The sequence below is a fragment of the Neolewinella sp. genome, from assembly GCF_965214665.1.
GTDB lineage: Bacteria > Bacteroidota > Bacteroidia > Chitinophagales > Saprospiraceae > Neolewinella.
The window spans coordinates 1,919,891-1,933,096 of the sequence record NZ_OZ243970.1; the positions used below are offsets into that span (position 1 = coordinate 1,919,891).

General features: G+C 62.8%; 8 protein-coding genes. 5 read left to right on the forward strand and 3 right to left on the reverse strand.

Going from position 1 to position 13,206, the window contains the following annotated elements:
- Positions 1-241: 241 nt before the first annotated feature.
- From ACOOHD_RS08510 to ACOOHD_RS08525, 4 genes are read left to right on the forward strand one after another with little or no spacing between them, the layout of a single operon-like run.
- A complete protein-coding gene (locus tag ACOOHD_RS08510) occupies positions 242-1,039 on the forward strand; it encodes a 2Fe-2S iron-sulfur cluster-binding protein (protein ID WP_420461143.1) in 798 nt (265 codons plus the stop codon).
- The gene (locus ACOOHD_RS08515) at positions 1,036-2,022 is read left to right on the forward strand and encodes an FAD binding domain-containing protein (RefSeq protein WP_420461144.1); all 987 of its coding nucleotides are present in this window, start codon (positions 1,036-1,038) and stop codon (positions 2,020-2,022) included. The genes ACOOHD_RS08510 and ACOOHD_RS08515 overlap by 4 nt, the downstream gene beginning before the upstream one ends.
- 11 nt (positions 2,023-2,033) lie before the next feature.
- Positions 2,034-3,311 carry a xanthine dehydrogenase family protein molybdopterin-binding subunit gene (locus ACOOHD_RS08520; protein WP_420461145.1) on the forward strand — a complete coding sequence of 426 codons (1,278 nt, stop codon included), beginning with the start codon at positions 2,034-2,036 and terminating at the stop codon, positions 3,309-3,311.
- Positions 3,221-4,207, forward strand: coding sequence for a xanthine dehydrogenase family protein molybdopterin-binding subunit (locus ACOOHD_RS08525; RefSeq protein WP_420461146.1), 987 nt, complete (start codon positions 3,221-3,223; stop codon positions 4,205-4,207). The genes ACOOHD_RS08520 and ACOOHD_RS08525 overlap by 91 nt, the downstream gene beginning before the upstream one ends.
- Before the next feature lie 16 nt (positions 4,208-4,223).
- Here the strand turns inward: ACOOHD_RS08525 and ACOOHD_RS08530 are convergent, their stop codons facing one another.
- The 3 genes from ACOOHD_RS08530 to ACOOHD_RS08540 all read right to left on the reverse strand — a co-directional run bounded on the left by ACOOHD_RS08530 (position 4,224) and on the right by ACOOHD_RS08540 (position 11,069).
- The gene (locus tag ACOOHD_RS08530) at positions 4,224-7,757 is read right to left on the reverse strand and encodes a family 78 glycoside hydrolase catalytic domain (protein ID WP_420461147.1); all 3,534 of its coding nucleotides are present in this window, start codon (positions 7,755-7,757) and stop codon (positions 4,224-4,226) included.
- 137 nt (positions 7,758-7,894) lie between these two features.
- Positions 7,895-10,012: an alpha-glucuronidase family glycosyl hydrolase gene (locus ACOOHD_RS08535; RefSeq protein WP_420461148.1), complete on the reverse strand. Its 2,118-nt coding sequence runs from the start codon at positions 10,010-10,012 to the stop codon at positions 7,895-7,897.
- A 76-nt stretch (positions 10,013-10,088) separates the two neighbouring features.
- Positions 10,089-11,069: an aldo/keto reductase gene (locus ACOOHD_RS08540; protein ID WP_420461149.1), complete on the reverse strand. Its 981-nt coding sequence runs from the start codon at positions 11,067-11,069 to the stop codon at positions 10,089-10,091.
- 462 nt (positions 11,070-11,531) lie between these two features.
- Here ACOOHD_RS08540 and ACOOHD_RS08545 point away from each other — a divergent pair, with 462 nt between their 5' ends.
- The gene (locus ACOOHD_RS08545; RefSeq protein WP_420461150.1) at positions 11,532-13,160 is read left to right on the forward strand and encodes a carboxylesterase/lipase family protein; all 1,629 of its coding nucleotides are present in this window, start codon (positions 11,532-11,534) and stop codon (positions 13,158-13,160) included.
- Positions 13,161-13,206 lie beyond the last annotated feature (46 nt).

Here is a 13,206-nt window from a genome sequence, read left to right on the forward strand (position 1 = left end):
GGTTAGCGCCGCTAGGCGCTCCAAATCCGTGGTCCATCTGTGGCTACCGCGCAGCAGCCACGAAGTGAATCCGTGGTGCAATGAAGCGGCTTTGCCGCCCACACACACTCGCACTCGTAGAGTGCTTCGGACATCGCTGCCGGAGGCAGCATTGTACTGCCGCGGTCGGAGACCGCATTGTACTGCCGCGAACCAATAGTGGACTAATTCACTTATGTCCAAACACCTACAAGCTAGACCAATGAGGCCACATACCGAATGGACGAATGCAGAACATGCACCCCCACTCACCGAAGACGAGGAGAACGTCCTCACCCAGCTCGGCCTCACCGGCGAGTCCCGCCGCCGCTTCCTGACTACGCTCTCCGCCGCCGGACTGAGCGTGCTCTCCACGCCGCTATTCGCTAAGCGAGTGGAATCTGCCGGGACCGCACCCCTACCGGTGAACCGCGCGGCTTTTCTAAATGAGCTGGAGGTACGTCTGCAAGTCAACGGCTCCGAATACCCACTCACCCTAGACTCCCGCACTACCCTCCTCGACGCTCTGCGCGAGCACCTCAACCTGACCGGCACCAAGAAGGGCTGTAACCAGGGGCAGTGCGGTGCCTGCACCGTGATCGTCGACGGCAAGCGGCAACTGTCCTGCCTGATGCTGGCCGCAAGTTGCCGCGATAAGCAGATCACGACGGTGGAGGGACTGGCCGAGGGCGGTGAGCTCCACCCCGTACAGGCGGCCTTCGTGAAGCAAGATGGCTATCAGTGTGGCTACTGTACGCCGGGACAAATCTGCTCCTCGGTGGCCCTGCTGGAGGAGGCCAGGAACGGGGAGGCGAGCTACGTCACCGAGGAGTTTCGGACGGTAGAGACGGACCTGCGGCTCTCGGAGGAGGAGATCCGCGAGCGTATGTCGGGTAACATCTGTCGCTGCGGCGCTTACAACAACATCGTGCGGGCCATCCAGGAAGTGCACACCGGGGAAGAACCCGCTACCCCCTGGAGTTTCGCCACCGCCGAACAAATGCAGCAAGCCAAATCATGAGACCATTTACCTACCAGTACGTCGCGGACACGGAGGCCGCCCTCGCCGCCGCTACTGTGGAGGGCGCCAAATACCTCGGCGGCGGCACCAACCTGCTCGACCTGATGAAGGAGGACGTCGAACGCCCCACCCAGCTCATCGAGGTAGCCGACCTACCCCATCAACAAGTGACCCGTAATGACGACGGCGGCTACACCATCGGGGCCATGCTGAGCAACTCCGCGACGGCCAATCACCCGAAGATTCGCAACAACTACCCCCTGCTGTCCATGACGATGCTGGCCGCCGCCACGGCCCAGATCCGTAATATGGCCACCAACGGCGGTAACCTGCTGCAGCGCACCCGCTGTCCCTATTTCTACGAAACCTCCATGCCCTGCAATAAGCGGGCGCCGGGCAGTGGCTGCGGCGCCCTGAACGGCATGAACGCCAACCACGCCGTATTCGGCTGGTCGGAAGCCTGCGTAGCGACCTACCCCGGGGATATGGCCGTGGCCCTTGCCGCCCTGGGCGCCAGAATTACCGTACAGGGGCTGGATGGAGTGGCCCGTACCCTACCCATTGCCGACCTTTACCGCCTGCCGGGGGATGAACCCGAGCGGGACACTACCCTGCAACCCGGTGAGCTCATCACCGCGCTCACCTTGCCCGCACCCGCGTTCCCCGCCCACTACTACTACCTGAAGATTCGGGAGCGGTCGAGCTACGCCTTCGCCCTGGTGTCGGTGGCGGCGGGACTGGCACTGGAAAACGGAAGGATCAGTGAGGTGGGACTGGCCATGGGTGGTGTGGCCCATAAGCCCTGGCGGCTTACGGAGGCGGAGGACTTCCTTACCGGTAAACCGCCCAGCGAGGAAAACTTTGCCGAGGCCGGGGTCATCGCCATGCGGGAAGCCCGTCCGCTGGAACATAACGAATACAAGCTCCCGATGGGAGAGAAGGCGGTAGCGCGGGCGCTGGTGCAAGCCTACGCGCGCAACTAAAAGATCTAGAAATGAAAAAGTCTACATCAGGTACGGGCAACCCCATCAGCCGCGTCGAGGGCCCACTGAAGGTGACGGGGATGGCGAAGTACGCCTCCGAGTTTCCGGCGCGAAATAAAGTATACGGTCAGGGTATTAACAGTACCATCGCCAGAGGTAGGATTACGGCCATCGACGTCACGGAGGCCCTGCGCCAACCCGGCGTGATCGAGGTGATCACCTACAAAAACGCGGAAAAGCTGGGCACCTACGACGAGGAGATGCCCGCCATCAGCACCACCACGCCGATGCCGGTACTGCAAACCCCCGAGGTACACTACTACGGTGAGTACGTCGGACTGGTCGTAGCCGAGACCCTGGAGCAGGCCCAGTACGCCTGCCGGCTAGTGAAGGTGGACTACGAAGCGGAGGAGCCGAACGTCGGTTTCGAGGAGGCCAGAGGTAGTGCTTATAAACCGAGCGAGCGGTCCGACTACTCCCGCGGCGATCTCGAGGCAGGGCTAGCCGAGGCGGACGAGCAGCTGGATCTCACCTACATCACCCCCATCGAGCACCACCACCCGATGGAGCTACACGCCGTGATCGCAACCTACCAAGACGGTAAGATTGACGCCTACGCCAGCCAACAAATGGTAGAAAATTCGGTCGAAACCCTGGCCAAGACCTTTCAGATTCCGGAAAGCGACATCCGCGTCCGGGCTCCCTACGTAGGGGGTGGTTTCGGCTCGAAGTTGAATACCGAGCGCCACGTGGTTCTAGCCATCATGGCCGCAAAAATGACCGGCCGGCCGGTGCAGGTGACCGTGACCCGCACGCAGATGTTTACCAACACCGGACTGCGGCAGCGTAATGAACAGCGGATGCGGATCGGGGCAAAAAAAGACGGTACCCTGACGGCCCTCGGCCACGACACCCTTTCCCACACCTCCACCTACGAGCAGTACCAGGAGCAGTGCGGCACGGTATCGAAAATGCTCTACGCCACGCCTAATAACCGGATCACCCACCGGCTCATGCCGCTCAACCTGCAGACCCCCTTCGCTATGCGGGCCCCGGGGAGGCTACGGGTAGTTTTGCCCTGGAATCGGCCCTGGATGAGTTGGCCTGGAAACTGCAACTGGACCCCATCGAGCTACGGATCAAGAACGACACCCAAATCGACCCTAGCAACGGTAAGCCCTTCTCCTCCCGTCCCTTTGTGGAGTGCCTGCGCATCGGGGCGGAGAAGTTTGGTTGGGCGAACCGTCCCCTGCGGCCCGGTAGCCGGCGGGAGGGCAATTGGCTGGTAGGTTACGGCGTAAGTGGCGCCTCTCGGGCCTCCCCCTACCAGGAAAGCTCTGCGCGGGTGGAACTGAGCCTGGACGGTGGCGAGGTATACGCAAAGGTACAGACTGGAGCCACCGACATCGGTACGGGTACATACACCATCCTAGCACAGACGGCGGCCGAGTACCTGGGCATTCCCGTGGAGCGCATCACGGTCGAACTGGGCGATACCAAGTTTCCGGACTCCCCCGGCTCGGGCGGCTCCTGGGGCGCGGCCTCTTTCTCCAATGGTGTGCGCGTCGCCTGTCAGAATTTGCTGGACGAGCTCAAACGGCGGGCCGGTAAGGAGGGGCAGGACGTTAGCGTGGAGACGCTGCTACTCGACAACGAGCTGGCCACCTTTGCCGCGGAGGGCACGGCGGCCCGCTCGGAGGAAGCGCAGGACTATTCCATCTACTCCTTCGGAGCCAACTTCGCTGAGGTATGGGTCGATAAGGACACCGGCATGTACCGCATCAAGCGCATGCTCAACGTGGGCGCGGCCGGTAAGATCCTCAATCCCAAGACAAGCTACGGACAGATCATCGGCGGCCTCACCATGGGCGCGGGCATGGTCATCGCCGAGCAGACGAAGGTGGAGCCGAGGTTCGGCAACTTCATTACCCGTTCCTTTGCTGATTACCACGTGCCGGTCAACCTCGATATGGCCGAGATCGACGTGATCTTTCTACCCGAGGAGGACAAGATCGCCAACGCGATGGGGGTCAAGGGCATCGGCGAGCTGGGCATCACCAGCGTGGCGGCCTCCATTGCCAATGCACTATTTAACGCGACGGGTAAGCGCTTTCGGGAGCTACCGGTGACGCCGGAGCGGGTGCTGACTACGGAGGTGGAGGCTGGGGTGTTGCAGTCGCGGTAGGGGGGTCCCTAACGTCCTACTTTGTCACCGAAAAAGCATACCTACCCGCCCCGAGCTCAAACCACCACCGCCCGTCCCGCCGCTCACCCGGCACCGCTTCCCCGGTTTCGGCTTGCACCTGCGCCCCCGCCCCAAAGGGTAGGCCTACGCTCGCCCGGGTGTTTGGGGGTACGATAAAGTGGTACTCCGTTCCCGCTTCCGTGACCTCCCAACTGCTCTCGATGCGGCCGTAAGGAGAGTCGTAGTGGCCCCGCGCAAAGGTCATCTGCCCCGTAGGGTCCGGAGTGGGCGCCAGGAGGAAATGCTGGAAGCCCGGTGACTCCGGATCGGGCCGGATACCGAGGGAGCGCTCGTACAACCAGACGGCTACCGCACCGAAGGAATAGTGGTTGAAGGAGTTCATGCTGTTGTTGCCGCCGAAGCCCGCGTCGTGGGTGTAGGAGTCGAGGCGTTCCCAGATAGTGGTGGCACCGTTCTTGACCGGGTAGAGCCAACTGGGGTAGGTCTCCTGCTGTAGCAGGCGGTAGGCCAGGTCGTCGCGGCCGGTCTTGCTTAGGGCCTCGGCGATGGCGGCGGTACCGATGAAGCCCGTCATTAGCGAATAGGGTGGTCGGATGGTACCCCCATCGTCGACGTTTTCCCGCTCCACGGCATCGGCCAGTAGTTCGCCCGCCCGGGCAGTGCCGTCGGTAGTTTGCTCCCCGCCCGCAAATAGGTCGAAGGCCAGCGGGATGGCGTAGGAAGCTTGAGTATTGACCGGCTGGCCGATCTTGGTAGAGTCGATCGTCAGGCCCGAGCCGTAGGAAAAAGATACCCCCTGACTGAGGGTCATTCCCGTAGTCGGATCCACGTACAGCTCCCGGAACCGTTCCTTGCCCGCAGTAGATTGACGGGCGTAGCGGTCGGCCTCCGCGGACTTGCCCAGCGCACGGGCGGTGGAGGCTATAATGTCCAGGTCCCGCAGGTAGTAGGCGTGCCAGAGCATGGAGTTGTCGTTCTTGGTGTTCTCCGGACTGAGCCAGTCGCCCAGGGGCCCTTCCGCCAGCAGGCCGTTTTCGAAGCGGGTGCTCAGAAAGTCGACGTAGGCCTGCATGGCCGGATAGTGGTCGCGCAGGGCCGCGAGGTCACCGAACTGCCGGTAGTTTTCCCAGGGTACGACAATCCCCGCGCTACCCCAAATGGTACCCCCAAAGCCGTTGCCGACGGGGGCCACGTCGCTGAAACGCCCGTTTTCGGCCTGCATATCCCGGATGGCCAGGGCGTGGCGGCTTAGGAAAAGGTTGACGTCAGCCAGCCAGGTGGCGGCACGGCTGAAGACGTTGATGTCGCCGTTCCAGCCCATGCGCTCGTTGCGGGCCGGCGTGTCCGTGGGTATGGACAGAAAGTTGCCGCGCAGCGACCAGGTGATGTTCTCCCAAAATTTATTGACCAGTTCGTTGGAGGTCTCGTAGGCGGAAGTCAGCTCGCGCACCGAACTGATCACCTTGCCCTCCACGGCCGTATGCGGAGGTGCCTGCTCTATGCCGGTAAGTTCCAGGAAGCGGTAGCCGTGAAAGGTGAAGCGCGGCTGGATGACCTCCCGTTCCGCCCCCCGGGTCACGTATAGGTCCTGCGTCAGGGCACCGCGGATGTTCTCCAGCATGATCATGTTCTCCTGGCCGGTGTACTCGGGCAGTTCCGGGTACCGGACCTCGGAGTAGCGCAGGGTGATCGTATCCCCCGCCCGGGTATCATTGAGTACGATGCGGGGCACGCCGACCATGTTCTGCCCCATATCGTATACGTGCACGCCGGGGCGGACCTCCTCCACGCTCCGGGCCGTCAGGGTGTCCACCACGGTGGCGTTTGCTCCGAGCTGGCTGCGCAGGTTCCAGTCGTCGTACGCCAGTGAGATACGGCGGCCCCCGAAGCCCGTGCGTAAGCCTGTTTCCGCAACGCCCTCCAGGGACACCTCCACGGCGGGTTTCCAGTCACCGTCGTCGTAGCCGGGCTCGCTCCAGCCCCGTATGGCCGCCTCCCGGCCGGCGTCGTACACCTCCCCCTGGAAGAAGCTGCCGTACCGGATTGGCCCCTCGGTGTACAGCTTCCACGTTCCACCGTCGGTGGTCACTACCTCTTCCGTCCCGTCGGCGTAGGTGACGATCAGCTGGGCGAGCAGCGACTGCCGGTCGCCGAAGTAGTTCCAGTTACCGCCCGTAAAGGTGATGGCCCCGCTCCACCACCCCTCGCCGAGCCAGGCCCCGATGGCGTTGGGTGCGCCGCGACGGAGTTGGTCGGTGACGTCGTAAGTTTGGTAGAAGTGGGTCTTGTTGTACTGCGTCAGTCCGGGGTTGAAGTAGTCGTTGCCGACCCGTTCGCCGTTGAGGTACACCTCGTAGATCCCGCGGGCCGTGACGTAGAGGCGGGCCTTGCTAATGGGCCGGTCCGCGGTGGTGAACTCGCTACGCAGCAGGGGGGCGGCGTTGCGGCTGGGGTCCGCTAACTGGATGAGCATTTGATCACTGGCGCTACCCGATTGGTTGGGAATGTGGCCGATCATGGGTTCGTCACGGCGGTAGTTGGTCACGTGGACATTTGACAGGGTCCCGGACTGACCGGGCCTTAGCAGCAGGCCTATCTCGGCGACCATGGGGGCGGAGATATAATCGCCACCGGCCCCGTAGGGATTCAGGTTGAGGGGCTCGGCGTTGAGTTGGATGGGTTCACCGGGGGCACCATACACATACACGTCGCCCTGACCGTAGACCAGGGCCAGTTGAAAACTATGGGGGGCATAGCGGTTGTCCGGGTTGACGGCCTCGGCGGGCAGGTCGTAGCTAAATAGGGGCCGGTCGGCACGGTCGTTCGCCGTGTACCCTACTCGGTAGACATGGAGGCGGGCGGGGCCATCCGCGTATAGTGCGGAGACGTCCAGCTCCACGGCAACGTAGCTGCTGTCGCGTGCTTGCTCTCGCCCAAACAGGTTCTTGTTGGCGTCCATCAGCCGGGGGTCGTTGGCCCCGAACACGAAGGCGGCCCGTACGGAACCCGCCTCAATGCGCAGGTCGAAGAACAGACGAAAAACAGAGAGGTAATCGCTGTAGAAGGGTATGTCCCCGGGGCCGCCGCCGATCCACCGCGCCCCGTTCCAGGCACCGGCATTCCCACCGCGGGCGGGGAGGGTGTGACCGTCCATTGTGAGGGCGGTTTCGAAGTAGGAACTGGCGGTGGTAGCTTCTCCCCGTTCGTCCCACGCCGTTACCGACCAGTTATAGCGGGTACGCGGGTGCAGGGGGATGCCGCGGTAGGTGACATTGAAGGAAGTGGAATCGTCTACCCGGCCGGAGTCCCAGGCTTCCTTCCCCGTTTTATCCTCCACGCGAATGCGGTAGGCCGTCTGTTTCGCGTTTTGCCGCTCGTCCGCCGTGGTCATGCGCCACTGGAAGCGGGGGGTAGTCGTTTCTACTCCCAGGGGGGCGGTCGCATATTCGGTACGGAGGTCCGTCAGGCCAGTCTGACCGGTGAGGACGGTGGTGAGCAGGAGTAGTAGGTAGGTAAATAGGGTACGCATACGTATGGCTTAGAGCAACACCAAATAAGCTAAAAATTTTGAGGGCCAGCCGGGGTAACTGCTCTGCAGGATTGGCGATGGCACCTTGCCCAATCCGCTTTTTACATGGGCGCGGACGCAGGTGCAATGATTAGAAATCACCACCGCGGCCGGATCCCCGGTGCATACGGATAGTCCAGTTCCCGGTAATGCTCCAGGTCCCGGACCGGCCGGGGCACGCCCTCCGGTATATCCCGCTCCGATACCGCGCTGAAGTAGGCCAGGCAGGCATCCCGCCACCAGCGCGCCTCCCGGGCCTGAACGGCCAGGTGCTGGCTGACCTGATCGAAGCGTTCCGGGTCAATTTGATTTTCCAGACCGGCCCACAGGGTTTGCATCTCATCGACCGTGTCGACGCCGCGCTGGTAGCGGACGGCCATTTCTTGCCAAAGCGTGTTACCGTCCGCCAGTGGAAAATCCCAGGGCAGACGGTGGAACCACAGCAGGAACTGGGACGGACACGTTTCGGGGTCGGCATACTGACGGGCGAAGGAGAGTGGGTATTGCTCTAAAGCGTTGCTACCCGTGCGGGTGCGGTCAAAGCCGACACTGTCGGCCGTCGCCTGGTGGTAGTAGTAGGGATTCCAGTCGGCCCGTTCCAGGTCATCCACCCAGGGCCCCGGTCCGTAGTGGTGGCCGGTGGCCATGATGTGGTGCAGGCCGAGTGGGGTCATGTAGTTGACGCAGGCTGGGTAGGAACGCTCCAGGATCTGCGTTACGGGTTCGACCACCGCGGGGAAGTTTCCGAAGGTCAGCGCGGCCCACTCCCGGAAAACCTCCCGGGCCGGCGTGGTAGGTTGCCAGCTCAGCCGCCCGAAGGCGTACCAGTCCGCCTGCCCGAAGAGGTTACCCGTCCAGTTGCGGGCCGTACCGATGTTGCTCACGCCGGCTACGCCCCGGATGCTTTCGTGGACCTGGCCGCCCGGCCGGTCGGGCCGTAGATCGGTGGTCAGCACCTCCTCGTACATACTGGCCAGCCCCACCAGGTGGGTGCCCTGGCCGAGATACTCCTTGGTGATTTGCAACTCGAGGAGGAGCGGCGTTTGCGGCATGGCGGCAAAAAGGGGAGATACCGGCTCCCGGGGCTGGAAGTCGATGGGCCCGTTCTTGATCTGTAGGAGCACGTTGTCGCGGAACTGCCCGTCCAGGGGCGTGAACTCATCGTAGGCTTCCCGGAAGCGGTCGCCGTCCTTCCGGTCAGTGTAGACAAAGGCCCGCCACATGACGATGCCGCCGTGGGGGGCCAGGGCGTCGGCCAGCAGGTTAGCTCCCTCAGCGTGCGTGCGGCCGTACTCCCGCGGGCCGGGTTGTCTCTCGGAGTTGGCTTTGACGACAACCCCCCCAAAGTCTGGGATGCGCGCATAGATCTCCTCCACCTTATGCTGCCACCAGGCAATTACGGCCGGATCGAGCGGATCGGCGGTGGGCAGACCACCGAGTTCCAGCGGGGCGCTGAAGCGGGCCGTCAGGTAAAGTTTTAGGCCGTAGGGTCGAAAGACGTCGGCTAGTGCCGCCGCCTTATCCAGGTAGTCGTCCCGGAATACCAGGGCATTGGCGTTCACGTTGGTCACCACGGCTCCGTTAATGCCGACCGAGGCGTTGGCGCGGGCGTAGTCCACGTACCGCCGGTCGATCACCTCCGGCAGCTGGTGCCAGTTCCAGATGGAGAAGCCGGCATAGCCGCGTTCCACCGTACCGTCCAGGTTGTCCCAGTGGTTGAGGATGCGGTAGTCGTAGGCGGGTCGCTCGGTGACGTTCAGCTCCGATAGCGGCGTCTCCTGTTGTAGCAATCGTAGTAGGTGGAAGGCTCCGTACAGCAGGCCCCGTTCCCCGTCGGCGATCAGCAATAGGTCGCCGTCGTGGTAGGTCAGGTGGTAGCCTTCGTCACCAAGCGCAGCTACTGCCTTGTCTTGCAGGTAGCGGGCGAAGCGTGGCAGGGCCGTACGGAGCCCAAGGTAGATACCGTGGCCGGCATTCTCCCCACTCACCTGCGCTACCTCCTCTCCGAGTAGGTCCCGCAGGCCCGCTTCCAGTTCCCCCCTAGCGGTCATTCCTACCTCGCCCTGCCCGTCGTAGCGGATGAAGGAGGCCGCCCGCCGGTACTCGTCCCGCAGTTCCCCGTTTGCTATCCTATCGTAGCGCAACCACAGGCGGTAGCCGTCGTCGGCGTGGAGGGCGGAAGCAGTCAATAAGAACAGTAGGATGAATCGTAGCATGGCGGTAGGGGAAGTCATCTAATGTAGACCAATTCAGCCAAACTGCGCGACTGTCGCTGTTGCTCGTTAATGCCCATCATCTTCCCACCCGGTTTTGCAGGGCGGCGGGATACCGATCTCCCTGCACCGGAATCCTGGCGAAGGCCGTATCGATCTCGCCGATGTCTTCCATTGTAAGCTCGATGCGGGCCGCGCCGAGATTCTCCATCAGGCGGTGCTCCTTGGTGGTACCGGGGATGGGGACGATCCAGGGCCGCTGGGCCAGCAGCCAGGCCAGCGCGATCTGGGCGGGGGTGGCGTCTTTCTTCCCGGCAATACTAGTCAACAGCTCGACCAGCGCCCGGTTAGCCCGGCGATTCTCCTCCTGGAAGCGGGGCACCACGTTGCGGAAGTCTGACTTATCGAATTGGGTGTCCGCATCGATCTTGCCGGTCAGGAAACCCTTACCCAGCGGGCTGAACGGCACGAATCCGATGCCGAGCTCCTCTAGCGTGGGCAGGATCTCCGCCTCGGGCTCCCGCCACCACAGGGAGTACTCACTCTGCAGGGCCGTGACCGGCTGCACGGCGTGTGCCTTGCGGATGGTAGCCGCACCCGCTTCGGAAAGGCCGAAATACTTCACCTTACCTTCCGCGATCAGGTCCTTGACCGTACCCGCGACGTCTTCGATGGGTACATTGGGGTCCACCCGGTGCTGGTAGAAAAGATCGATCACGTCCGTTCGCAGGCGCTTCAGGGAGGCTTCGGCGACTGCACGGATGCGCGCCGGGGAACTGTCCATGCTCTGGTTGACGTCACCATTGGTAAAGCCAAACTTCGTGGCGATCACCACCCGGTCGCGGAAGGGTACCAGGGCCTCGCCGAGCAACTCCTCGTTGGCAAAGGGACCATAGGCTTCGGCGCTGTCGAAAAAGGTCACCCCCTGCTCGTAGGCGGCGCGGAGTAAGTGGATAGCTGCGGTCTTGTCCGTGGCGGGTCCGTAGCCGTAGCTCAGGCCCATGCAGCCGAGACCGAGGGCGGAGACTTCGAGGGACTGGCCGAGTGTTCTGGTATCCATAGGGTAGTTGGTTCTAATGGTAGAGCATGCTACCACTGTGCTTTCTAAACTATGTCGTTTAGTCTGCCGAAGATTTATCCCCGTCGGGACAACTGTAACTGGGGTTGGAGAATCCGTAATCCGTATACAATCCGCGCAGGGTACCGGAATAGCTTTGTGATTACCAAAATCCGGTAGGTGACCCAGCAGTTAGCCCACGATCGCTATCTTAATCTTCCTACCCAACCCACTACCCGCACCTCAACTATGGCAAAATTCACCCTGAGCGTCAACGGCGAAGCGCGTGCTGTCAACGTCGATCCCGCCACGCCCCTTCTCTGGGTACTCCGCGCCCCCCCTCCCCGCCCGTCTTCGGTGCTATTGCCAACGCCCTCTACCGGGCCACCGGCAAGCGGCACTACCACCAGCCCTTCCTGGCCGAGCGGAAATTGCTGGGGTATAACTAAAAGCAAGTACGAGCCAATGAAAAATCTCCTGATCAGCCTAGCCTTCCTGGCCAGCGGCTGCATGTTCTCCCAGCAACCGGTAGCTCCTGCGACCAATCCTGCCTCACCTACCGTGCGGACCGCAGCGGGCGTGGTGCGCGGACTTACAGAGGAGGACGTGGACAGCTACAAGGGCATCCCCTACGCCGCTGCTCCGGTCGGCAATGACCGCTGGCGCGTTCCCCAACCCGCCACTACCTGGCAAGGCGAACTCGATGCCACGAGCTACGGGGCCAACTGCGCTCAGGCGGGCTGGCCGCGCGAGGCGGGAACGGTCGCCGAGGGCTCGTCCGAAGACTGCCTGTTCCTCAACGTGTGGGCTCCCTCCGGGGCCGGTCCGCAGGCCGCACTACCCGTAATGGTGTGGATCCACGGCGGTGCCTTCGTATCTGGCAGCGGCTCCGAAGCCTCGGTTTCGGGCGAATCGTTTGCCCGGCAGGGGGTGGTGCTGGTCACCTTTAACTACCGACTGGGGCGTTTCGGCCACTTTGCCTTCCCGGCCCTAAGCGAGGAGGCCGGGGACGAGCCGACCGGTAGCTACGCCTACCTGGACCAGATCGCCGCCCTGGAGTGGATCAGGGACAACATTGCCACGTTCGGTGGCGACCCGGACAACGTCACGATCTTCGGGGAATCGGCCGGTGGCGTATCCGTCCAATCTTTACTGACGATACCACGAGCGCAGGGGCTCTTCCACAAGGCCATCGTCGAATCCGGTGGCGGCCGCGACGGCGTACTGACCGGCCGGCCCCTGCGGGAAGAAAATGCCGACCCCTACTACCCCGTTTCGGCGGAGACCATCGGTATGAACTTCGCCCGGAAGCACAGCATCGAGGGAACCGACGCGGCCGCCCTGGCCGAACTACGGACGCTCAGCGCCGCGGATATTGTTGACGGAGGAGAGGAAAGCTACGGCGAGGAAAATATCCCCATTTACGCCGGTCCCATCCTCGATGGCAGGCTGGTGGTAGAAACCGCCGAAACCGCCTACGGGACGGGCCGGGTGCCGGGCGGCGTTCCCATCATCATCGGGTCGAACAGCGCCGAAGTACCGGCCGGTTTCGTGCAGGCCGAGTCGAAGGAGGAATTACTGTCCCTGTTTGGGAACACCGGCGCCGAAGCAAAGGCGGCCTACGACCCGGACGGTGCCAGGGAGTTTGCCGAGCTGCTCTCACTGGTTAACACCGACAAAGTCTGGGCCGAACCGGCCCGCTTTACGGCCCGTGCCTTCACCGAGGCGGGTGAACCGGCATACGTCTACCTGTTTTCCTACGTGCCCGAATCCTTACGGGAGCGCGCACCCTACGGCGCGCCGCACGCCTCCGAGATCCCCTACGTATTCGATAACCTGGACGCCCGCTGGGGGGTGGACACCATCACCGCCGCCGACCGGGCGGTGGCCGAATTGATGAATACCTACTGGGCCAACTTCGCCCGGACCGGAGACCCGAACGGAGCGGGACTACCCGATTGGCCGCGCTACACGCCGGACAGCGAAGGCCTCATTGAGTTCGAGCGCAGCGGCACCGCCTCCGGGAAGGCCGACCCAAAGGAAGCACAGCTGGATGTTATCGAACGGGCCGTCAGCACGGGGGCTATGCAGTAGGCGGCTATTGATGGTGGGCCGTTGCTGTGCGATTCTGTTCTGAGTC

Excerpts from the sequence above, each read along its gene's own strand:
- ACOOHD_RS08540 (WP_420461149.1), bottom strand. The coding sequence starts at position 11,069 with ATGGATACCAGAACACTCGGCCAGTCCCTCGAAGTCTCCGCCCTCGGT.
- ACOOHD_RS08535 (WP_420461148.1), bottom strand. The coding sequence starts at position 10,012 with ATGCTACGATTCATCCTACTGTTCTTATTGACTGCTTCCGCCCTCCAC.
- ACOOHD_RS08520 (WP_420461145.1), top strand. The coding sequence starts at position 2,034 with ATGAAAAAGTCTACATCAGGTACGGGCAACCCCATCAGCCGCGTCGAG.
- ACOOHD_RS08545 (WP_420461150.1), top strand. The coding sequence starts at position 11,532 with ATGAAAAATCTCCTGATCAGCCTAGCCTTCCTGGCCAGCGGCTGCATG.
- ACOOHD_RS08530 (WP_420461147.1), bottom strand. The coding sequence starts at position 7,757 with ATGCGTACCCTATTTACCTACCTACTACTCCTGCTCACCACCGTCCTC.
- ACOOHD_RS08510 (WP_420461143.1), top strand. The coding sequence starts at position 242 with ATGAGGCCACATACCGAATGGACGAATGCAGAACATGCACCCCCACTC.
- ACOOHD_RS08515 (WP_420461144.1), top strand. The coding sequence starts at position 1,036 with ATGAGACCATTTACCTACCAGTACGTCGCGGACACGGAGGCCGCCCTC.